This window comes from Streptomyces sp. CC208A, from assembly GCF_030010625.1.
In the GTDB taxonomy this organism is placed as follows: domain Bacteria; phylum Actinomycetota; class Actinomycetes; order Streptomycetales; family Streptomycetaceae; genus Streptomyces.
Window position 1 is genome coordinate 20,756 of record NZ_JASCXN010000021.1, and the last position, 21,159, is coordinate 41,914.

Here is a 21,159-nt window from a genome sequence, read left to right on the forward strand (position 1 = left end):
AGAACCCGCCGCAGGCCGGTCGCCCGGCGCCCACCCCCACCCGAAACCGATCAGCGAACCCGACCGGGATGCACGCGGGGTTCAGACCGCGACCGCTGTCGTCGGCGTCATCGGCCTCGTCTGGTTCGTCGAACGCCTGCTGGCGCCGGGCGGCGCGGCGTAGCCGCCCCGCTGTCGAGCTCGGCCGCGGCGGTGCGGAGCCGCACTATGTCAACACCGTTGACCGGGCCGGGCACGGCGCGCCTAGGATCCGCCGTACCGCCCCACCAGCCCCGCAGCCTTACGGAGTGCCGTGATCGCCCCAGAGCCGCAGACCGCCGCCGGGCCGGGTTTCACCCCCGCCCTCGACTTCGCCTTCGAGGTCCGCGCCTCCCTCGCCCCCTCCCTGCACATCGGGCACGGCGCCGGCGAGATCACCGAATACGTCCCCATCACCGGCGGCACCGTCGAGGGCCCCCGCCTGCGCGGCACCGTCCTGGCTGGCGGCGGCGACTGGTGCGACCGACGCGGCGGGGTCTACCAGCTCGACGCCCGCTACCTCCTCCAAGCCGATGACGGCGCGGTCATCGACATCACCAACCGCGGCTACTACCACGAGGACGACCCCACCGCCCCCGCCCAGCACGACGGAACCCTGCAGGTGTCCGAGGCAGGCGTCTACTACCGCACCTCCCCCGTCTTCCGCACCTCCGCCCCCGCCCACCTCTGGCTCGCCCGCACCGTCTTCATCGGCCTCGCCCGCGGCGACGACTCCGAAGTCGCCATCCGCTTCTACGCCGTGGCCTGACCACCGTCGCGACCGCCACCGGGAACGCGGAAGACCCCCGCCGGCGGTCGGGCGGGGGTCTTCGGGGCGGGTGCTCAGACCGTGTGCGTACGGGCGAAGCCGGTGAAGGCGGTCCAGGCGTCGGGGGTGGCGGTCAGTTCGCCGAGGGCGCGGTCCTTGGTGTCGCGGACGCGGACCACACCAGGGAGGTTGTCGGCGACCTCGACGCAGTCGTCATTGTTGCCGCTGTACGTGCTCGTGTGCCAGGAGGGCTCAGTCATCGTGCTTCCTCAGTGCGTCCCGCATGAACTCTTGCGATTCATCGACCCCGAGAGCGTCGGCGTGCAGTCGATCATAGACCTTCTGGATGCGATCGACCTCGGTCGGTTCGAGCATGTACTGGCCGGTACCGAAGCCTTCCGTGTAGGCGGTACGGTCCCCGGAAGGAAGTCTCAGCAAGGTCAGCTGGCCACGGACTACGGCCATCTCCGTACGCAGGACCTGCACGTTGACGAAGGGGCGCTGTGCGATCTCCAGCAGCCACTCGATCTGTTCGCGCATGATCTTGCGCGACCCCATGACCTTGGTCAGCGCCGACTCGTCGAGTACGGCCCAGAACCAGGGCGGTCGGGGCTGCGAGAACACGGTCTGCCGCTCGATCCGTCGCTGCACGGAGCCCTCGATGTCGGTCGTGCCGTCAGGGTCTTCGAGGTGCATGATCGCCCGCGCGTAGTCTGGGGTTTGGAGAAGGCCCGGTATCACTGGGTAGAACCCGTAGATCGCCCGCGCCCGCGCCTGGTCCCTCAGGAACCCCTGCGCGTAGTCGCGGAAGGCGACGCGGTCACGGATCACCAGGAGGTTGACCAAGGCTCCGCGGAGTTCGAGCACTTGGTCGATCTGGCGGCCCAGTTGGAGGTCCGGCGGCTCGCCGTTCTCGATCTCCGAGATCCGGGTCGTACTGCTGAAGACCTTCGCCGCCAGGTCCGCCTGGCGCCAGCCCCGGCGTTTTCGTGCGTCCCGAACCATGTCGGCGATGAAGCTCTCCAGGCTCTCGCTCGGGTCGATCTCGCTCTCAGGTGGCATATGCCTCGTTTCCCGGTCCCGTAACGGAAACTCAACTCCTGGTGAGCGTAGGGCCGTCGGCGGCATCGTGGAGGTGTTCCCGGAGGAGATCCATCAGAAAGAGAGAGCCCTCCATGCATGCCTTCACCACCCCTCCCGCCGACCCGCTCCCCGACCGCCCCAGCCGCCCCCTCCACACCGTCCGTCCCGTCACCGAGGCCGAGGCCGCCCAGGTCTACCGGGAGCTCAAGGCCGCCATGGAGGAGGCCGGGCTGCCGGTCAACGGGCTGTACCGGGACGTCCTGCGCGGGGCCGGTACCGACACCCACCTGTACGGGATCGGGGCCTTCACCCTCATCGGGGCCAGGCGGCTGACCGCCGTCCTGCACGCGGGGCGGGGGAGCCGGTGACGTACTACCGCCTCGGGGACTTCGTGACCGACGCGACTCGGGCCCTGACGGGGCAGGTCCACGCCGTGCACGGGAAGACCCTCACGCTGGTGCGGCCCAGCGGGTTCCTGTGGGAGGCCGATGCCGACCAGTGCTGGAAGGCCAGCGCGCAGGAGCGGGCGGGGCTGACGCCCGGCGGCACCGTCCGCGTCATCAGTACCGCTCGGCGCCGGTCGTCCTGAGGGGCGGGAGTCCCTGGGCGCCAGCAGCCTTGGTGCCCCGGTGGGCTCCGGGGCTGCCGCCCGTCGTCTGACGGCCGTGCCTCGGAAGGGGGTCGCACGGGAGGCGGAAGGGACTGCGGTGACGGGTCGATGCCGGCCGCCGCGTACGGTACAGACCGACCTTCCGACGCGAGACCTGGAGCTTCTCCCATGCGTAACCGGGCTCCTGCCCACCGGCCCACCATGGCCCTCGCGGCGGCCGTCGTCCTCACCGCCCTCATGGCGACCGGCTGCTCCACAACCCACGAGAGCTCGCCGGAGGTGCCCCTTCCCCCCGCGCACGCCGGCTTCGACTACCAGCTCGGCGCCCCTTACGACCCGCCGGCCGGGATCTCCGTCGTCGCCCGCGACCACACCGCGCCGCCCGCGCCGGGCTTGTACAACATCTGCTACGTCAACGCCTTCCAGGCCCAGCCCGGCAAGGAAGACGAGTGGGACCCCGATCTGCTGCTCCGGGGCCCGTCGGGCTCGGTGGTCATGGACGAGGAGTGGGGCGAGGCGATGCTGGACATCCGCACGGACGCCAAACGCCGACGCATCGCACAGAAGCTCTACCCCTGGATCGACGGATGCGCGGCCAAGGGCTACCAGGCCGTCGAGCCCGACAACTACGACACGTACACCCGCGCCCCCGCCGGCTTGCTGGCCGCGGACGACGCGAAGGCGTTCCTCTCCCTCCTCGCGGTCCGCGCCCACGGGAAGGGCCTGGCCATCGCCCAGAAGAACACCCTGGAGCTGGCCTCGGCGCGCGAGGAGGTCGGCGTCGACTTCGCGGTGGTGGAGGAGTGCGGTCAGTACGAGGAATGCGCGGAGTACGCCGCCGAGTTCGGCGACCACGTGCTCGTGGTCGAGTACACCGACGAGGGCATGGAGCGAGCCTGCCGCGACTGGGGCGACAGGCTCAGCATCGTCCGTCGCGACCTCCAGCTCGTGGCCGACGACGACAAGGGCTACCGCTACGAGACCTGCGCCAAGCCCTGAACGGGCGGGGGCATGAGCACCGTCGCCCCGGCTTCGGCGCTCCGGCGGTACAGCGAGGAGCAACTCGCCATGATCCTCGACTTCTTGCAGGCCACGCGCCTCGGCCTCGATCGCCGACCCCGGATTCGTTCATCCGGGCGGGGCGTCACCCACGCGGTGGATCTTTGGTTTGACCGGCTCAACAGGCATATGCGCTGCGGTACGTTCGCAGAAAACAGCCCCCGCGATGGCTGCAACCACTCGCGAGGGCCTGAACCACTAGTGGAAGAAGACTCCACCGTGATCTACCGCAACTTTATCGCGCCTCCGCGCGCCTTCACCCGGTTCTCGCACTCGATCATCCGGCATCCCCGGCTCAGTTCCGACGCCGTACGGCTGCTGACCTGGCAGCTCTCCCTCCCCCAAGGCGCCCGCGAGCCCCTGTCCCGTACCGCCGAGCGCGCCCGGATCGGGGCGACCGCCTTCGGGCGGGCCAAGCGGCAGCTCAAGGAGGAGGGGTTCGTCCACGAGCGGCGGGTGCAGGCGGGGCGGGGGCGTTGGGTGACCCAACAGCTCGTCTCCAGCGAGCCGTTGAGCGCCGGGGAGGCCGCTAAGATCCTCGCCGGGATGCCCCAGTACGACGGAGGCACCAGGGAGGAAGCCACTCCGCCGCAGGTCGCGCCGAGTGCCCGGATTCGGGCCGTCGGCGCGCCGGAGGCCCCGGTGGCCGACGGTCATCCAGAAGAAGAACCACCCGCGGGAAAGACCTCCAACCTTCCGCCCGAGCCTGCCGTCGAGGAGGCCGAACCGGACGCGCCTTCCGAAGAAGCCCGCGCCCTCATCGGCTCCCTCCCCGTCCTCTCCCCCGCCCTCCGGCACATCCCTCCCGGCATGCGGGACGAGTTGGCGCGGCTCGCCTCCCGCTGGCTGGAGGCCGGGCACAGCGCCGCCGACGTGTGCGCGCACATCCGGGGCGGGCTGCCCAAGGACGGTACGCCGGTGCTGCGGCCCGGCGGGCTTGTGCGGTACCTGCTGCGGGAGGTTCCGGAGTACGTGGCACCGCTCCCGGAGGCCGTGACACCGCCGCCGCTCTCCCTCGACCAGCCCCGCGTCTCCGCGCGGCTCGCCGAACTGCGGGAGTGCGAGGGGCGGCACAGTCAGGCGCGGCTGTTCCGGCCCGTCGGGGACGAGGTCTTCTGCCCCCAGTGCGCGTCCTAGCCCCTCACGGCTCCGGAGGCAGTTCCACCGTCGGCGCGTCGCGGAAGCGGCGGCGGTCGCGGGTGCCGGGCGGGGCGTCGGCCAGGCGGATGACCGTGCCGTCGCGGCCTGCCACGACCGGTTTCGTGGAGCGGGCGGCCTTGGCCTGGTACTGGGCGGCGTCGGCGAGGCGGAAGAGGCGGCGGGCGGACTTCAGGGGGCCGATGGGGTCGCCGGTGGAGGCCACCCCGCAGGCGACCCCTTCACCGAGCTCCAGTTCCGCCGCTCGTACGCACAGCTCCTCCGCGACCGCCACCACCTCGTCCGCCGTCGGGCCGACCGCCAGGAGGCAGAACTCGTCGCCGCCCAGGCGGGCGGCGAGGGCGCCGGGGAGGCGGGCGCCGCAGCGGGAGAGGACCGAGCCGAAGCGTTCCAGGAGGCGGTCTCCCACCGCGTGGCCGTGGGTGTCGTTGACGCGCTTGAGGCCGTTCAGGTCGCAGACGACGAGGCTGACGACCTCGCCGTGCGCCCGGTAGCGCTCGATCGCCTCGTCCAGGCGGGCGTCCACCGCGCGGCGGTTGGCGAGGCCCGTGAGCGGGTCGGTGAAGGCCAGTTTGCGGACCTCCTCCAGGCGCTCCGCCTGGGCGATGCCGGCCGCCACGACCGCCGCGAGGACGTTCGCGAAGTCGACGTCGTCGGAGGTGAAAGGTTTCGCCCCCAGGGACCTGGCCACGTACAGCTCGCCCCAGGCCCGGCCGTGCAGCACGACCGGGGCGACCACGCAGCCGCTGCGGCCGCGCCGCCGCAGGCCCTCGACGCGGCCGGTGACGACGGGGGCGTCGGCGGTCTCGACCCAGGCGTGCGGGCCCGCGCCGACCGCCCACCGCTCGTGCAGGAACTCGGTGATCTCCGGGAACTGGTGGACCGGGTACGTCTCCGCGTCCGGGAACTCCTCCTCGCCGACCGCCCGCTCCCCGGCGTTCACCAGGACCCGCAGCCGCCCGTGGTCCCGCTCCCAGATCGAGAGGGCGCCGAAGCTCCCGTCCAGTCCGGCCCGCGCGCCGAGCGCGGCGGCCCGCCAGAACTCGCGCGGCGTGTGGGCCGCCGCCATCCCCTGTGCCAGCGCCACCACGGCCCGCAGCCGCACGTCCTCTCCCATTCCTCCAGCTTAGGGAGGTTTGATCCGTTTTCCCCTCCGAGACGTCACGGAAAGTCACATTTCATCAAAAACTGGACCATAAGGGGACCGTTTGGTCACTCTCCGGGCCACTCCGGCTTCCGCTTCTCGTTGAACGCGGCCACGCCCTCCGCGCGGTCGCCCGAGAAGGCCACCGAGCGCCAGGCCCCGTCCTCGACCTCCAGGCCGGCCCGCAGGTCCAGGCCCTGGCCCAGTCGCATGGCCTTCTTCGCGGCCCGCAGGCCGACCGGCGAGTTCGCGGCGATCCGCCCGGCGAGCTCCAGGGCGGCCGGGCGGGCGTCCTCCGCGAGGACGTCCACCAGGCCGAGCTCGTGCGCCTCGGCCGCCTCCACCCGGCGGGCCGTGAAGACCAGCTCGGCGGCGCGCGCCGCGCCCACCCGGCGCGGGAGCAGCTGCGTACCGCCGCCGCCGGGGATGACGCCGACGGAGACCTCGGGGAGGCCGACGACGGTGGTCGCGTCGGCGACGATCAGGTCGCAGGAGAGCGCCAGCTCGTACCCGCCGCCGAGGGCGAAGCCGTGCACGGCCGCCACCGTCGGCATGGGCAGTTCCAGGACGCCGGTGTACGCGGCGCGGGCGGTCGGGCGCTGGCGGACGAGGTCGGCGTCGGTGAAGGAGTTGCGCTCCTTGAGGTCGGCGCCGACGCAGAAGGCCCGGTCGTTCGAGGAGGTCAGGACGGTGACGCGGACGTCGCGGTCGGCGGCGAGGGCGTCGCAGGCGGCGGCGAGGGAGCGGGCCATCTCGGTGGAGACCGCGTTCATGGCCTTGGGGCGGTCCAGGACCAGTTCCGCGACGTGACCGCCCCGGCCCTCCTTCCGGACCGCCACGAACTCACCAAAGCGCTGCTCGGACATGACCGCACACCCTCCCGGTTCGGCTCTGTTCAGGCCTGTTAACGGGTGTTAACAGGCGTTCACCGGGAGATCCTAGGCCGGACGGCGGCTCAGGAGCCAGGGCTCCACCACGCCGAGGCCACGGACCGACCTCTGCCACATGGGCTGGAGCGCGAAGCGGTACGCCTGGGCCGGGCGCCCCTCCTTCTCCGCGCGGGCGGCCTCCTCCGCCGCCTCGGCCTCCGAGACGGGCACGTCGCCGGTGCGGGTCAGCTCCTCGGCGAAGGCGCTGTCCACGAGGACGGCGTCCTTCGGCGCTATCGAGGTGAGCCGGCTGGCCAGGTTCACGGTGGTGCCGAAGACGTCGCCCATCCGGGTCGTCACGGTGCCGAAGGCGATGCCGACCCGCAGCGCCGGCATGGTCTCGTCCTGGCTGAGGGTCTCGATCAGGCGGAGCGCGATCTCGGCGGCGATGCCGGCGTCGTCCGCCGCGTACAGCACCTCGTCGCCGAGGGTCTTGATCAGCCGGCCGCCGTGCGCGGCGACCAGGTCGGCGCAGGTGGTCTCGAAGGCCTCGACCAGCTCGCCCAGCTCCTCCTCCTCCAGGCGGCGGGTGAGGCGGGTGAAGCCGACGAGGTCGGCGAAGCCGACGGCGAGACGGCGGTCGACCATCTCCTCGTCGTCCGCCGCCTGCACGACCCGGCCGGTGGCGGCGGCGAGCTGCCGCCGCCACACGTAGATCAGGAACTCCTCCAGCTCGGGCAGGAGCAGTTCGACCAGGGGGTACGTGACCTCGGTACGGGTCATGCCGGGCTCGGGCGGCTCGGTCAGGCCCTCCAGGAAGGAATCGATCTGCCATTCGGCCAGTCGGGCGGTGGTCTGCCCGGTGGAACGGGCCACCTGCACCGCCATCGGCTCGCTGAGCAGCCCCGCCTCGACGAGACCCGCGAGCCGCCGCAGGGCGAGCACGTCGGCCTCGGTGAGCGCCTTGGCCTGCCCGATGTCGGCGAAGCCCATGGCCCGCCAGAAACGGGAGGCCAGCTCCATGGAGACACCGGCGGTGCGGGCGGCCTGGAAAGGGGTGTAGCGGCGGTCGGCGCCGAGGATGAGCTGTTCGAGGCGGATGGCGAGCGGGTCGTCGGTCGGCTCGGCGGTGTGGTCGACGGCGTGGTGGGGGGTGGGGTACGCGGCCGAGGACTCGGCGGGGGCGGAGGCGGGCACGGGGGGCGGAGCGGGGGGCGAGGCGGGGGCGGCGGCTCCGGAGGCCCCGGACCGGTCGGACCGCTCAGCCTGCTCGGAGGCCCCGGGCTGCCCGGACCGCTTGACCCGCTCGGACTGCCCAGGCCGCTCGGGTCCTTCAGGCTGCTCGGACTGCCCAGGCCGCTCCGACCGCTCGCCCCGCCCAGGCTGCTCGGGTCCTTCAGGCTGCTCGGACTGCTCGGCGGCCCCGGGCCGGTCGGCTGCCCCGGACTGCTCGGGGTCCTCCCCGCCGCCGCCCGTGTTCGCGTCGTCGACGGTCACCGGCCGCCTCCTGCCCGTTCCCTGCCGCTGCCCACTGTCCTGCCGATCTGTTCGCCTGGATCGCGCTCCACGATACGACAGGTGTGGGCTGGCTCACGCCGGAACGGTCCGGGGTCCTCAGTCCGTCGCGCGCAGGTGGACGACGTCCCCGGCGCCTACCGCCTCCGTGCCGCCGCCCTCGGTGGCGACGATCAGGCGCCCGTCGCCGTCCACGGCCACGGCCTCGCCCTCCAGCATCCGCTCGCCCGGCAGGTCGGCGCGGATCCGGCGGCCGAGGGTCGCGCAGCCGGCCGCGTAGGCCGCCTGGATGCCGGAGGCCTCGGGGTCGCCGTCGGCGCGCGTCCAGGCGCCGTACCAGTCGGCGAGGGAGCGCAGGACGGCCCGCAGCAGGGTGTCGCGGTCGGTGGAGACGGCCCCGGCGAGGAGGAGGGAGCCGGCGTTGGGGACGGGCAGCTCGTCCTCGCGCAGGGTGACGTTGATGCCGAGGCCGACGACGACGCCGTCCTCGCCGTCCTTTCCGGCCCGCTCGGCGAGGATGCCGCCGGCCTTGCGCTCCTCCCCGCTGACCGTCACCAGGAGGTCGTTGGGCCACTTGAGGGAGATGTCGACGCCTGCGGCCTTCACCAGGCCGGTGGCGGCGGCCACGCCGGTGAGCAGCGGCAGCCAGCCGAGCCGGTGGGTGGGCACGTCCGGCTTGAGCAGCACGGAGAGGAAGAGCCCCGAGCGGGCGGGCGCGCTCCAGGTGCGGTCGAGCCGGCCGCGTCCCGAGGTCTGCTCCTCGGCGACCAGCACGGCCCCTTCGGGCAGTTCACCGGCGCGGGCGGCGAGGTCGGAGTTGGTGGAGCCGGTGGAGGCGACCACGTCGAGGGAGCTCCACAGCCCGTCCTGGAGGAGCAGGGCCTGCCGCAGGGCGCGGACGTTGAGCGGGGGCCGGTCGAGGTCGGACCACGGGCCGCTCGAAGCGCCGCCGGACGTGTTTCCTGATGCGTGGGGAGACGTCATGCAAGCCAGACTAGGTGTGGGATAGACCGCACTGCGCAGCCGTATCGGCGCCGATACGCTACGGGGCAATAGGCCGTCAGTAGCCCATTCGCAGTCAACGAACCCCCCGTGACCAGGCAGGGAGCCGCATCCCGATGTCCGAGCCGGCAGAGCAGTACGAGATCGACATTCACACGACCGCGGGCAAGATCGCGGATCTGAAGCGCCGCATCGGCGAGGCCACGCACGCCGGCTCGGAACGCGCCGTGGAGAAGCAGCACGCGAAGGGGAAGCTGACCGCGCGTGAGCGGATCGCCCTGCTGCTCGACGAGGGCTCCTTCGTGGAGCTGGACGAGCTGGCCCGGCACCGGTCGACCAACTTCGGCCTGGAGAAGAACCGGCCGTACGGCGACGGCGTCGTCACCGGCTACGGCACGGTCGACGGGCGTCCGGTCGCCGTCTTCTCGCAGGACTTCACCGTCTTCGGCGGGGCGCTCGGCGAGACGTACGGCCAGAAGATCATCAAGGTGATGGACTTCGCGCTGAAGACCGGCTGCCCGGTCGTCGGCATCAACGACTCCGGCGGCGCCCGCATCCAGGAGGGCGTGAGCGCCCTCGGCATGTACGGCGAGATCTTCCGCCGCAACACCCACGCGTCCGGCGTGATCCCGCAGATCTCGCTGGTCGTGGGGCCGTGCGCGGGCGGTGCGGTGTACTCCCCCGCGATCACCGACTTCACCGTGATGGTGGACCAGACCTCGCACATGTTCATCACGGGCCCCGACGTCATCAAGACGGTGACCGGCGAGGACGTGGGCTTCGAGGAGCTGGGCGGCGCCCGGACGCACAACACGACCTCGGGCGTGGCGCACCACATGTCGGGGGACGAGAAGGACGCCATCGAGTACGTGAAGCAGCTGCTCTCGTACCTGCCGTCGAACAACCTCTCCGAGCCGCCGGCCTTCCCGGAGGCGGCGGACACCGAGGTGTCGGGCGAGGACCTGGAGCTCGACGCGCTGATCCCGGACTCGGCGAACCAGCCGTACGACATGCACAAGGTCATCGAGCACGTCGTCGACGACGGCGAGTTCCTGGAGACGCAGGCGCTGTTCGCGCCGAACATCCTGACCGGTTTCGGCCGCGTGGAGGGCTTCCCGGTCGGCATCGTCGCCAACCAGCCGATGCAGTTCGCGGGCTGCCTGGACATCAACGCCTCCGAGAAGGCCGCGCGGTTCGTCCGTACGTGCGACGCCTTCAACATCCCGGTGCTGACCTTCGTCGACGTCCCCGGCTTCCTGCCCGGCGTGGACCAGGAGTACGGCGGCATCATCCGGCGCGGCGCCAAGCTGATCTACGCGTACGCGGAGGCCACGGTCCCGCTGATCACGGTCATCACCCGGAAGGCCTTCGGCGGCGCGTACGACGTCATGGGCTCCAAGCACCTGGGCGCCGACCTGAACCTGGCGTGGCCGACGGCGCAGATCGCCGTCATGGGCGCGCAGGGCGCGGTGAACATCCTGCACCGGCGGACGATCGCGGAGGCTGAGGCGAACGGCGAGAACGCCGAGGAAGCAGCGGCGGTGCGGGCGCGGCTGATCCAGGAGTACGAGGACACGCTCCTCAACCCGTACATCGCCGCCGAGCGCGGTTACATCGACGGGGTGATCCTGCCGTCCGACACCCGCCCGCAGATCGTGAAGGGCCTGCGTCAGCTGCGGACCAAGCGGGAATCCCTGCCTCCGAAGAAGCACGGCAACATCCCGCTCTAGCCCTCGGGAGGGACAGCACGATGATCAAGGTCGTACGAGGCAACCCGACGCCCGAGGAGCTGGCCGCCGCTCTGGCGGTGGTCCAGGCCCGGGCCGCGGCCACGGCGGCGGCCGCCGCGGGCGGCGGCCCGGCGGCACCGGAGGGCTGGTCGGACCCGTCGCGGATCGCCCGCTCGGTACGGCACCGGCCGGGGCCGCGGGCCTGGGCGCGGTCCTACTGGCCGGTCTGACATGAGGTGAGCCGAGGAGGCCGGACCCCTTGTGCGGGGGGTCCGGCCTCCTTGCGTACGCACGCGTGCGCGGGCTGAGGGCCGTTCCCCGGGGCGCTTGAGTATCCGTACTCAGGTGCCGCCGGCCGTCCCGGCAGCAGTATCGGGGCATGCTGTGGTCCGACCCCGAGAACAAGCCGCCGAAGTTCCTGCGCGAGGCGCAGGCGATGCTGCGCAGATCGGGTGTGCTCCTGGCGCTTGCCATGGTCGTCTTAATGTTCGTGGCGGGCGCGCGCTGAGTACGCTGCCTCCATGACTGCTGATCAGCCGGGCCGCACCCCCCGCCGTCTCATTCTCGCCTCCGCCTCCCCCGCCCGGCTCGGTCTGCTCCGGCAGGCCGGGCTCGCGCCCGAGGTGATCGTCAGCGGCGTGGACGAGGACAAGGTCCACGCGCCGACCCCGGCGGAGCTCGCGCTGGCGCTCGCGGAGGCCAAGGCGGCGCACGTCGCGGCCCGTCCGGAGGCGAGCGGCGCCCTGGTGATCGGCTGCGACTCGGTCCTGGAGCTGGACGGGAAGGCCCTGGGCAAGCCCGCCGACGCGGCCGAGGCCACCGAGCGGTGGCGCTCCATGCGGGGCAGGGTCGGCGTCCTCCAGACGGGTCACTGCGTGTACGACACGGCGGCCAAGCGGTACGCGTCGGCGACGGCGTCGACGGTGGTGCGGTTCGGCGATCCGACGGACGAGGAGATCGCGGCGTACGTGGCGAGCGGCGAACCGCTGCACGTGGCGGGCGCGTTCACGCTGGACGGCCGGTCGGCGCCGTTCATCGAGGGCATCGACGGCGACCCGGGCAATGTGATCGGCCTGTCCCTGCCGCTGCTGCGGCGGCTTCTGGCCAAGCTGGACGTGGGGATCACGGAGCTCTGGACCGCCTGAGCTCCCGTCAGGCCGTGGCGGGCTCCGCCTTCTCGGGGCCGTCGGTCTCCTGAGGGCCGTCGGTCTCCTGAGGGCCGTCGGTTTCCTTCCCGTACGCCACCAGGGTGAGGACGACGAGCCCGACGACGGTCATGAGGAAGGCGAAGGCGCCCCAGCCGATCAGGCCGATCGCGACCGCGCCGAGGATCCCGTGGACGACCGCGCAGCCGATGAGCAGCCCCCGGCCGAGGCGGCCGGGGCGGCGGTCGCGGAGGCCCGCGAGGAGCGCGACGAGGGCGCAGAGCGCGAGGGCGAGGCCGGAGGCGATGCCGAGGGCCCAGGTGCCGGTGACCATGTGGTCCGGGTCGAGCCCGTCGAGGGACATCGACTGGGCCTCCACGAAGCGGGCCATGATGCCGTTGACGGCGACGATGGCTGGTGCTTCCACGAGGAGCACGGCGGCCGTGACGAGTGCGATCGGTCTGCGGGCCACCTCGGCCACCCCCTGGATTCGCCTGTTACCGACAGTACGGTCAACTCCGCGAAGGCTACTGGCCGGTAAACGCCCGGACAAGAGTTCGCGCGCCCTGGCCGGAGGGCGACGGTCCGGCAAAGAATCATTGAGCCATTCGTAGGGTCTCCACAAAGAAACACAAAGGGTGACTGACTTTACGAACAGAGACCTGCGCCACACCTCAGAGCTACTGTGCCGTCAAGGAACCCTGCGTACCGTGGTGCGACAAGGGATTTCACGACCCGAGCGAGCCTCGATCAGCAGTCCATGTGGGCAAGGTCACCATTGGGGACGGGTCGAGGGGCCGTGTCGGCAGTCCCTAAACTCAGCTTGTTTCAAGGAGGGAGCCATCGTGCGCAAGGTGCTCATCGCCAACCGTGGCGAAATCGCTGTTCGTGTCGCCCGTGCCTGCCGGGATGCCGGGATCGCCAGCGTAGCCGTCTACGCCGATCCGGACCGGGACGCCCTGCACGTCCGCGCGGCCGACGAGGCGTTCGCCCTGGGCGGTGACACCCCGGCCACCAGCTACCTGGACATGGCCAAGGTGCTCCAGGCCGCCAAGGACGCCGGCGCGGACGCGATCCACCCCGGCTACGGCTTCCTCTCCGAGAACGCCGAGTTCGCCCAGGCCGTCATCGACGCCGGACTGACCTGGATCGGCCCGCCGCCGCAGGCCATTCGCGACCTCGGCGACAAGGTCGCCGCCCGGCACATCGCCCAGCGCGCCGGCGCGCCGCTCGTGGCCGGCACCCCCGACCCGGTCTCGGGCGCCGACGAGGTCGTCGCCTTCGCCCAGGAGCACGGGCTGCCGATCGCGATCAAGGCCGCGTTCGGCGGCGGCGGCCGCGGCCTGAAGGTCGCCCGCACCCTCGAAGAGGTCCCCGAGCTCTACGACTCCGCCGTCCGCGAGGCCGTCGCCGCCTTCGGCCGCGGCGAGTGCTTCGTCGAGCGCTACCTCGACAAGCCCCGCCACGTCGAGACCCAGTGCCTGGCCGACACCCACGGCAACGTCGTCGTCGTCTCCACCCGTGACTGCTCGCTGCAGCGCCGCCACCAGAAGCTGGTGGAGGAGGCCCCCGCGCCGTTCCTGACGGAGGAGCAGAACGCGCAGCTGTACGCCGCGTCCAAGGCGATCCTGAAGGAGGCCGGGTACGTCGGCGCCGGCACGGTGGAGTTCCTCGTCGGCCTGGACGGGACGATCTCCTTCCTGGAGGTCAACACCCGTCTCCAGGTCGAGCACCCGGTGACCGAGGAGGTCACCGGCATCGACCTGGTCCGCGAGATGTTCCGCATCGCCGACGGCGAGGAGCTCGGCTACGGCGACCCGGAGATCCGCGGCCACTCCTTCGAGTTCCGCATCAACGGCGAGGACCCCGGCCGCAACTTCCTGCCCGCGCCCGGCACCGTCACCACCTTCGCCCCGCCCACCGGCCCCGGCGTCCGCCTGGACGCGGGCGTCGAGTCCGGCTCGGTCATCGGCCCGGCCTGGGACTCCCTCCTGGCCAAGCTGATCGTCACCGGCGCCACCCGTGAGCAGGCCCTGCAGCGCGCCGCCCGCGCGCTCGCGGAGTTCAAGGTCGAGGGCATGGCCACCGCCGTCCCCTTCCACCAGGCCGTCGTGGTCGACCCCGCCTTCACCGCCGACCCGTTCCGCGTCCACACCCGGTGGATCGAGACCGAGTTCGTCAACGACATCAAGCCCTTCGCCCCGGCCGGTGCCGAGGCGGAGGAGGACGAGGCGGGCCGCGAGACCATCGTCGTCGAGGTCGGCGGCAAGCGCCTTGAGGTCTCCCTCCCGTCCTCGCTCGGCATGACCCTGGCCCGCACCGGCCTGGCCGCCGGCGCCAAGCCCAAGCGCCGCGCCGCGAAGAAGTCCGGCCCGACCGCCTCCGGCGACACCCTCGCGTCCCCGATGCAGGGCACCATCGTCAAGGTGGCCGTCGAGGAGGGCCAGGAGGTCAAGGAGGGCGACCTGATCGTGGTCCTGGAGGCCATGAAGATGGAACAGCCCCTCAACGCCCACAAGTCCGGTGTCGTCACCGGCCTGAAGGCCGAGGTCGGCGCGTCGGTCACCTCCGGCGCCGGCATCTGCGACATCAAGGCCTGACGGACCGCCGGTCCGCACGGCTCACAAGCGCTCACACGAAGGGCCCGCAGGCAGCCGCCTGGGGGCCCTTCGCCGTACGTACGCACCCGAGGGAGGGGTACGCGTACGGCTACGGGTTCAGCGGCGCCGGAGGTCCGCCACGCGGGCCGTGCGCTCCAGGGGCTCGGCACCCAGACCGGGGCCGGAGCCGCGGAACTGGCCGGCGGCCGGCATCCTGCCGCCGCGCTGGACCGGGAGCGGCATCTCACGGCGGCCCCGGACGCCCGGGGGCAGTTGCTCCCCGGCGGCGGCGCCCTGCCCCGTACCGGCCACGGCGATCTGCACGCCCTGGTCGGCGAGGGCCTGGAGCTCGCTCGCGGCCCGCTCGTCGTGGGGCGGGGGCTCGTCGGTGACCAGGCGGGTGATCACGTCCGTCGGCACCGTCTGGAACATGGTGTCGGTGCCGAGCTTGGTGTGGTCGGCGAGGACCACGACCTCGGCCGCCGCCTGCACCAGGGCCCGGTCCACGCTCGCGGAGAGCATGTTGGAGGTGGAGAGGCCGCGCTCGGCGGTGAGACCGCTGCCGGAGAGGAAGGCGCGGGAGACGCGCAGCCCCTGGAGCGACTGCTCGGCCCCGCTGCCCACCAGGGCGTAGTTGGAGCCGCGCAGGGTGCCGCCGGTCATGACGACCTCGACCCGGTTGGCGTGCGCGAGGGCCTGGGCGACGAGCAGCGAGTTGGTGACGACGGTGAGGCCGGGCACCCGGGCGAGCCGGCGGGCCAGCTCCTGGGTGGTGGTCCCGGCGCCGACGACGATGGCCTCGCCCTCCTCGACCAGGTTCGCGGCGACGTCGGCGATGGCCGTCTTCTCCGCGGTCGCGAGATGGGATTTCTGCGGGAAGCCGGACTCTCGCGTGAATCCGCCCGGCAACACCGCACCGCCGTGCCGGCGGTCGAGGAGTCCTTCTGCCTCCAGCGCCCGCACGTCTCGCCGTACGGTCACTTCTGAGGTCTGGACGACGCGGGCGAGCTCGCGGAGCGACACGGCTCCATTGGCGCGCACCATTTCGAGGATCAACTGGCGACGTTCTGCAGCGAACACGAAACCGACAGTAACGTGACCGACAGCACTTTGGGTCGATCTGCCGAAGTTGCCCGTGGACGGGGCCTCCACGTGGTATGGGAGGCCCCGCCGCCGTTCGTCCTATGCCCCGGCTTGCCGGGGGTTGTCCGAGTCGGCGAACCGTTCTTGCAGGCGGGGACGGTGATCGCCGGGCCGGTCAGCCCTCGCCCGCGGTCTTTCGGGTCTGCAACTGCCGTGCCACTTCCGCGATCGAGCCCGACAGGGAGGGGTACACGGTGAAAGCATTTGCGATCTGTTCGACCGTCAGATTGTTGTCGACCGCGATCGAGATGGGGTGGATCAGCTCGCTCGCGCGCGGCGCGACGACACAGCCGCCGACCACGATGCCGGTGCCGGGGCGGGCGAAGATCTTGACGAAGCCGTCCCGGATGCCCTGCATCTTGGCGCGCGGGTTGCGCAGCAGCGGCAGCTTGACGACCCGGGCGTCGATCTTGCCGGCGTCGACGTCGGCCTGGGTGTAGCCGACGGTGGCGATCTCCGGGTCGGTGAAGACGTTGGAGGAGACCGTCTTCAGGTCGAGCGGGGCCACCGCGCCGCCGAGGAAGTGGTACATCGCGATCCGGCCCTGCATGGCGGCGACCGAGGCGAGCGCGAAGACGCCGGTGACGTCACCGGCCGCGTAGACGCCGGGGGCGGAGGTGCGGGAGACCCGGTCGGTCCAGATGTGGCCGGACTCCCTGAGCCGGACCCCGGCCTCCTCCAGGCCCATCCCCGCGCTGTTCGGGATGGCGCCGACGGCCATCAGGCAGTGGGTGCCGGAGATGACCCGGCCGTCCGAGAGGGTGACCTCGACCCGGTCGCCGACCCGCTTGGCGGACTCGGCGCGGGAGCGGGCCATGACGTTCATGCCGCGGCGGCGGAAGACGTCCTCCAGGACCGCGGCGGCGTCCGGGTCCTCACCGGGCAGGACCCGGTCCCGGGAGGAGACGAGCGTGACCCGGGAGCCGAGCGCCTGGTAGGCGCCGGCGAACTCGGCACCGGTCACACCGGAACCGACCACGATGAGCTCCTCCGGGAGCTCCTTCAGGTCGTAGACCTGCGTCCAGTTCAGGATCCGCTCGCCGTCCGGCTTGGCGTCGGGCACCTCGCGCGGGTGCCCGCCGGTCGCGATCAGCACGGCGTCGGCCGTCAGCGTCTCCTCGCTGCCGTCCGCGGCCGTCACGACCACCTGACGGGAGCCGTCCACGGCCTGCCGGCCCGAGAGCCGGCCGCGGCCGCGCAGCACCCGGGCGCCCGCACGGGTGACGGAGGCGGTGATGTCGTGCGACTGGGCGAGCGCGAGCCGCTTCACCCGTCGGTTGACCTTGCCGAGGTCCACGCCGACCACACGGGCGGCCTGCTCGACGTGCGGAGTGTCGTCCGCGACGATGATGCCCAGCTCCTCGTAGGAGGAGTCGAAGGTGGTCATCACCTCGGCGGTGGCGATCAGGGTCTTGGAGGGCACGCAGTCGGTCAGGACGGACGCGCCGCCGAGGCCGTCGCAGTCGACGACGGTCACCTCCGCGCCGAGTTGGGCGCCCACCAGGGCCGCCTCGTATCCGCCGGGTCCGCCGCCGATGATCACGATCCGGGTCACTGGGATCTACGCCTCGCGCTCTCGTTCTGCCGGGGGGTCCCCCGCTGGGCTGCAGTGCGTACGCCATTGTCCCGCACGCTTCAAGTGCGTGCTCCATTGTCCCGCACGCGGCGCACTCCCTCGCGCCGGGGCCGGGGAAAGCCGCCGGACAGGATGCGAGAGGCCGCCCGGCAGGGGGCCGCGACGCCCCTCGTACAGCACGCGGAAGGCCGCCCGGCCGACGGGCCGCGGTGCCCCTCGTACGGCCCCACCTCGGTGTTCTCCGGGCACCCCCGCCCCTCCCGTACCCTCGGTCCCATGTCGCTCTACGCCGCGTACGCCGGCAACCTCGACGCCCGGCTGATGAGCCGCCGCGCCCCGCACTCCCCGCTGCGCGGCACCGGCTGGCTGAACGGCTGGCGGCTCACCTTCGGCGGGGAGCAGATGGGCTGGGAGGGAGCGCTCGCCACCCTCGTGGAGGCCCCGGGCGAGCAGGTCTTCGTGGCGCTGTACGACATCGCCCCGATGGACCAGGACTCCATGGACCGCTGGGTGGGCGTCGGGCTCGGCATCTACCGGCGGATGCGGGTCCGGGTGCACACCCTCGACGGCGAGGAGCCGGCCTGGGTGTACGTGCTCGACGCCTACGAGGGCGGGCTGCCGTCCGCCCGCTACCTGGGCGAGGTCGCCGACGCGGCCGAGTCGGCGGGGGCGCCGCACGACTACGTGATGGAGCTGCGCAAGCGGCCCTGCTGAGCGGGGGCGGCGAGCGGCTCACCAGACGGACGCGGCGATCTCTTCGTCGGAAACGACAAGACAACGATCGCATGTCCGTCCGCGCCGTCATCTACGCGCGTAGGAATTCTCCGGCTAGGCTTCTGCGCGAACGAATTCCGTCCGGGGTCTCCTCCCTCGGACCCCCTCCCCGAGGCGAGAGAGCCAGTGAACGCTACTGCCACCCCGTACGAGGCCGCCGAGGCCGCGGCCGCGCGTCTGCGCGAGCTGACCGGAGTCGAGAACCACGACGTCGCCCTGGTCATGGGCTCCGGCTGGGCTCCGGCCGTCGACGCCCTGGGCGCCCCCGAGGCCGAGTTCCCCGTCACCGAGCTTCCGGGCTTCCCGCCGCCGGCCGTCGAGGGACACGGCGGCAAGGTCCGCTCGTACAAGATCGGCGAGAAGCGCGCCCTGGTCTTCCTCGGCCGCACCCACTTCTACGAGGGCCGCGGCGTCGCCGCCGTCGCGCACGGCGTCCGCACGGCCGTCGCCGCGGGCGTCAAGACCGTCGTCCTCACCAACGGCTGCGGCGGCCTGCGCGAGGGCATGCGCCCCGGCCAGCCGGTCCTCATCAGCGACCACATCAACCTGACGGCCGCCTCCCCGATCGTCGGCGCCAACTTCGTGGACCTGACGGACCTGTACTCGCCGCGGCTGCGCGCGCTGTGCAAGGAGGTCGACGAGACGCTGGAGGAGGGCGTGTACGTCCAGTTCCCCGGCCCGCACTACGAGACCCCCGCCGAGATCAACATGGTCCGCGTCCTGGGCGGCGACCTCGTCGGCATGTCCACCGTCCTGGAGGCCATCGCCGCCCGCGAGGCCGGTGCGGAGGTCCTCGGCATCTCCCTCGTCACCAACCTGGCCGCGGGGCTCTCGGGCGAGCCGCTGAACCACGAGGAGGTCCTCCAGGCGGGCCGCGACTCGGCCGCCCGGATGGGCGAACTGCTGACGCGGGTGCTGGACCGGATCTGACGTTCCGCCGGCGGCACCGTGCCGCCGTGGCGGCGGACCGCCGCGCTGGGCTTTCTCCCCGCCGGACGGGCTGGATCCAGCCCGTCCGGGGGTCCCCCCACGCCGCCAGGCGTAGGGGGAGTTTGAGCACCGGGGTCCGGGGCGGAGCCCCGGTTACGGGAAGGGGCGGGGTGGGGAAAGGCTCCGCGCAGCGGCCCCCACGCACCCCCGCCGACCCGCACCCGCCGACCCGCACCCGCCGACCCGCACCCGGCCACCCGTACCGGCCCGCACGCAGCGGCCCGCCCCGCACCCACCCACCCGCACTCCGAAAGGCGCATCACCGTGACGAAGGACGAACTGCTCGCCCGGGCCCAGGCGTGGCTCGCCGAGGATCCCGATCCCGAGACCCGGGAGGAGCTCGGCGCGCTCCTCGACCGGGGGGAGACCGACGAGCTGGCGGTCCGGTTCGCCGGGACGCTGCAGTTCGGCACCGCGGGGCTCCGCGGGGAGCTCGGTGCCGGGCCCATGCGGATGAACCGGTCCGTGGTGATCCGGGCCGCCGCCGGGCTCGCCGCGTACCTGAAGGGGAAGGGGCAGACCGGCGGCCTCGTCGTCATCGGCTACGACGCCCGCTACAAGTCGGCCGACTTCGCCCGGGACACCGCCGCCGTGATGACGGGCGCCGGGCTGCGCGCCGCGCTGCTGCCGCGCCCGCTGCCGACGCCGGTCCTGGCGTACGCCATAAGGCATCTGGGCGCCGTCGCGGGCGTCGAGGTGACCGCGAGCCACAACCCGCCGCGCGACAACGGCTACAAGGTGTACCTGGGCGACGGCTCGCAGATCGTGCCGCCGGCCGACGCCGAGATCGCGGCCGAGATCGCCGCCGTACGGGCCCTGGCCGACGTGCCGCGCCCGGACAGCGGGTGGGAGGTGCTCGGGGAGGAGGTCCTGGAGGCCTACCTGGCGCGCACCGACGCCGTCCTGACGCCCGGCTCGCCGCGGACCGCGCGGACCGTCTACACGGCCATGCACGGCGTCGGGAAGGACGTCCTGACGGCGGCCTTCGCCCGGCACGGCTTCCCGCCGCCGGCGCTGGTCGCCGCGCAGGCGGAGCCCGACCCGGCGTTCCCGACCGTGGCCTTCCCCAACCCGGAGGAGCCGGGTGCCATGGACCTCGCCTTCGAGGCGGCCCGGGCCGTGGACCCCGACCTCGTCATCGCCAACGACCCGGACGCCGACCGCTGCGCGGTGGCCGTGCCGGACGCCTCCGTGGACGGCGGCTGGCGGATGCTGCGCGGCGACGAGGTCGGCGCGCTGCTCGCCGCGCACCTCGTGCACAAGGGCGCTCGGGGCGTCTTCGCGGAGTCGATCGTCTCGTCCTCGCTGCTCGGCCGGATCGCCGAGGCCGCCGGGGTCGGGTACGAGGAGACGCTGACCGGCTTCAAGTGGATCGCCCGCGTGGACGGTCTGCGGTACGGCTACGAGGAGGCGCTCGGCTACTGCGTGGACCCCGAGGGCGTCCGCGACAAGGACGGCATCACGGCGGCGCTGCTCGTCGCCGAGCTGGCCTCGGAGCTGAAGGAGCGGGACCGGACGCTGACGGACCTGCTCGACGACCTGGCCGTCGCGCACGGCCTGCACGCCACGGACCAGCTGTCGGTGCGCGTGGAGGACCTGGGGATCATCGCGAACGCGATGGCCGCCCTGCGCGAGACCCCGCCGGTGCGGCTCGCGGGCCTGACCGTCGTCTCGGCGGAGGACCTGACGAAGGGCACGGAGTCGCTGCCGCCGACGGACGGCCTGCGCTACCACCTGGAGGGCGACTACAAGGCCCGCGTGATCGTCCGCCCCTCGGGCACGGAGCCCAAGCTGAAGTGCTACCTGGAGGTCGTGGTCCCGGTCGCCGACGCGAGCGCGCTCGCGACCGCCCGCGCCACCGGCGCCGAGGTGCTCGACGCGCTGAAGAAGGACCTGGCGGCGGCCGCGGGGCTGTGAGGCCGCGGTAGGCAGGGGAAAGGGCCGGTACGGGGTACCCCGTACCGGCCCTTTCCC

Annotated in this window: 22 protein-coding genes; 13 read left to right on the plus strand and 9 right to left on the minus strand. The window is 72.5% G+C overall.

What is annotated here, in order from left to right; genetic code table 11:
* Positions 1 to 292 precede the first annotated feature (292 nt).
* Complete coding sequence (locus QK442_RS22090) at positions 293 to 787, plus strand: DUF3237 domain-containing protein (protein ID WP_282695751.1); 495 nt, start codon at positions 293 to 295, stop codon at positions 785 to 787.
* Positions 788 to 861: 74 nt separating this feature from the next.
* On the opposite strand, the gene QK442_RS22095 is transcribed toward QK442_RS22090, so the two are convergent.
* Both QK442_RS22095 and QK442_RS22100 read right to left on the minus strand, forming a co-directional pair.
* Positions 862 to 1,047: a DUF397 domain-containing protein gene (locus QK442_RS22095; RefSeq protein WP_282695752.1), complete on the minus strand. Its 186-nt coding sequence runs from the start codon at positions 1,045 to 1,047 to the stop codon at positions 862 to 864.
* Positions 1,040 to 1,849, minus strand: coding sequence for a Scr1 family TA system antitoxin-like transcriptional regulator (locus QK442_RS22100; RefSeq protein ID WP_282695753.1), 810 nt, complete (start codon positions 1,847 to 1,849; stop codon positions 1,040 to 1,042). Before QK442_RS22100 ends, QK442_RS22095 begins: the two co-directional genes overlap by 8 nt.
* Positions 1,850 to 1,962: 113 nt before the next feature.
* Between QK442_RS22100 and QK442_RS22105 the strand changes: the two genes are divergently transcribed.
* From QK442_RS22105 to QK442_RS22120, 4 genes are all read left to right on the plus strand, one after another.
* Complete coding sequence (locus QK442_RS22105; protein WP_282695754.1) at positions 1,963 to 2,238, plus strand: hypothetical protein; 276 nt, start codon at positions 1,963 to 1,965, stop codon at positions 2,236 to 2,238.
* The gene (locus QK442_RS22110) at positions 2,235 to 2,459 is read left to right on the plus strand and encodes a hypothetical protein (protein ID WP_282695755.1); all 225 of its coding nucleotides are present in this window, start codon (positions 2,235 to 2,237) and stop codon (positions 2,457 to 2,459) included. Before QK442_RS22105 ends, QK442_RS22110 begins: the two co-directional genes overlap by 4 nt.
* 258 nt (positions 2,460 to 2,717) lie before the next feature.
* Positions 2,718 to 3,479 carry an endo alpha-1,4 polygalactosaminidase gene (locus QK442_RS22115; protein WP_282695855.1) on the plus strand — a complete coding sequence of 254 codons (762 nt, stop codon included), beginning with the start codon at positions 2,718 to 2,720 and terminating at the stop codon, positions 3,477 to 3,479.
* A 279-nt stretch (positions 3,480 to 3,758) separates the two neighbouring features.
* Positions 3,759 to 4,676 (plus strand): hypothetical protein, encoded by a 918-nt coding sequence (locus tag QK442_RS22120; protein ID WP_282695756.1) that lies wholly within the window; start codon positions 3,759 to 3,761, stop codon positions 4,674 to 4,676.
* 4 nt (positions 4,677 to 4,680) lie between these two features.
* Here QK442_RS22120 and QK442_RS22125 read toward each other — a convergent pair whose 3' ends face one another.
* The 4 genes from QK442_RS22125 to QK442_RS22140 form a co-directional block, all read right to left on the minus strand.
* Complete coding sequence (locus QK442_RS22125; RefSeq protein ID WP_282695757.1) at positions 4,681 to 5,814, minus strand: sensor domain-containing diguanylate cyclase; 1,134 nt, start codon at positions 5,812 to 5,814, stop codon at positions 4,681 to 4,683.
* 95 nt (positions 5,815 to 5,909) lie between these two features.
* Complete coding sequence (locus tag QK442_RS22130) at positions 5,910 to 6,707, minus strand: enoyl-CoA hydratase-related protein (RefSeq protein WP_282695758.1); 798 nt, start codon at positions 6,705 to 6,707, stop codon at positions 5,910 to 5,912.
* Between the two features lie 72 nt (positions 6,708 to 6,779).
* Positions 6,780 to 7,907, minus strand: coding sequence for an adenylate/guanylate cyclase domain-containing protein (locus QK442_RS22135; RefSeq protein WP_282695856.1), 1,128 nt, complete (start codon positions 7,905 to 7,907; stop codon positions 6,780 to 6,782).
* A gap of 417 nt (positions 7,908 to 8,324) precedes the next feature.
* Positions 8,325 to 9,209, minus strand: coding sequence for a biotin--[acetyl-CoA-carboxylase] ligase (locus QK442_RS22140; protein WP_282695759.1), 885 nt, complete (start codon positions 9,207 to 9,209; stop codon positions 8,325 to 8,327).
* 134 nt (positions 9,210 to 9,343) lie between these two features.
* Here QK442_RS22140 and QK442_RS22145 point away from each other — a divergent pair, with 134 nt between their 5' ends.
* The 4 genes from QK442_RS22145 to QK442_RS22160 all read left to right on the plus strand — a co-directional run bounded on the left by QK442_RS22145 (position 9,344) and on the right by QK442_RS22160 (position 12,102).
* On the plus strand, positions 9,344 to 10,957 hold the full coding sequence (locus tag QK442_RS22145; protein ID WP_282695760.1) for an acyl-CoA carboxylase subunit beta: 1,614 nt from the start codon (positions 9,344 to 9,346) through the stop codon (positions 10,955 to 10,957).
* Between the two features lie 20 nt (positions 10,958 to 10,977).
* Entirely contained in the window at positions 10,978 to 11,187 is a 210-nt protein-coding gene (locus QK442_RS22150) for an acyl-CoA carboxylase epsilon subunit (RefSeq protein ID WP_282695761.1), read from the plus strand.
* A gap of 149 nt (positions 11,188 to 11,336) precedes the next feature.
* Positions 11,337 to 11,465: a hypothetical protein gene (locus QK442_RS22155; RefSeq protein WP_282695762.1), complete on the plus strand. Its 129-nt coding sequence runs from the start codon at positions 11,337 to 11,339 to the stop codon at positions 11,463 to 11,465.
* Between the two features lie 13 nt (positions 11,466 to 11,478).
* A complete protein-coding gene (locus tag QK442_RS22160) occupies positions 11,479 to 12,102 on the plus strand; it encodes a nucleoside triphosphate pyrophosphatase (RefSeq protein ID WP_282695763.1) in 624 nt (207 codons plus the stop codon).
* A gap of 7 nt (positions 12,103 to 12,109) precedes the next feature.
* On the opposite strand, the gene QK442_RS22165 is transcribed toward QK442_RS22160, so the two are convergent.
* Positions 12,110 to 12,574 (minus strand): hypothetical protein, encoded by a 465-nt coding sequence (locus tag QK442_RS22165; protein WP_282695764.1) that lies wholly within the window; start codon positions 12,572 to 12,574, stop codon positions 12,110 to 12,112.
* A gap of 373 nt (positions 12,575 to 12,947) precedes the next feature.
* Here QK442_RS22165 and QK442_RS22170 point away from each other — a divergent pair, with 373 nt between their 5' ends.
* Positions 12,948 to 14,702, plus strand: coding sequence for a biotin carboxylase N-terminal domain-containing protein (locus tag QK442_RS22170; RefSeq protein ID WP_282695765.1), 1,755 nt, complete (start codon positions 12,948 to 12,950; stop codon positions 14,700 to 14,702).
* Positions 14,703 to 14,819: 117 nt separating this feature from the next.
* Here the strand turns inward: QK442_RS22170 and QK442_RS22175 are convergent, their stop codons facing one another.
* Complete coding sequence (locus QK442_RS22175) at positions 14,820 to 15,782, minus strand: DeoR/GlpR family DNA-binding transcription regulator (RefSeq protein ID WP_282695766.1); 963 nt, start codon at positions 15,780 to 15,782, stop codon at positions 14,820 to 14,822.
* Positions 15,783 to 15,960: 178 nt separating this feature from the next.
* Positions 15,961 to 17,400 (minus strand): NAD(P)H-quinone dehydrogenase, encoded by a 1,440-nt coding sequence (locus QK442_RS22180; protein ID WP_282695767.1) that lies wholly within the window; start codon positions 17,398 to 17,400, stop codon positions 15,961 to 15,963.
* Positions 17,401 to 17,697: 297 nt separating this feature from the next.
* Between QK442_RS22180 and QK442_RS22185 the strand changes: the two genes are divergently transcribed.
* The 3 genes from QK442_RS22185 to QK442_RS22195 all read left to right on the plus strand — a co-directional run bounded on the left by QK442_RS22185 (position 17,698) and on the right by QK442_RS22195 (position 21,102).
* Positions 17,698 to 18,135 (plus strand): gamma-glutamylcyclotransferase, encoded by a 438-nt coding sequence (locus QK442_RS22185; protein ID WP_282695768.1) that lies wholly within the window; start codon positions 17,698 to 17,700, stop codon positions 18,133 to 18,135.
* Positions 18,136 to 18,321: 186 nt separating this feature from the next.
* On the plus strand, positions 18,322 to 19,125 hold the full coding sequence (locus QK442_RS22190; protein WP_282695769.1) for a purine-nucleoside phosphorylase: 804 nt from the start codon (positions 18,322 to 18,324) through the stop codon (positions 19,123 to 19,125).
* A 324-nt stretch (positions 19,126 to 19,449) separates the two neighbouring features.
* Positions 19,450 to 21,102 (plus strand): phospho-sugar mutase, encoded by a 1,653-nt coding sequence (locus QK442_RS22195; protein WP_282695770.1) that lies wholly within the window; start codon positions 19,450 to 19,452, stop codon positions 21,100 to 21,102.
* Positions 21,103 to 21,159 lie beyond the last annotated feature (57 nt).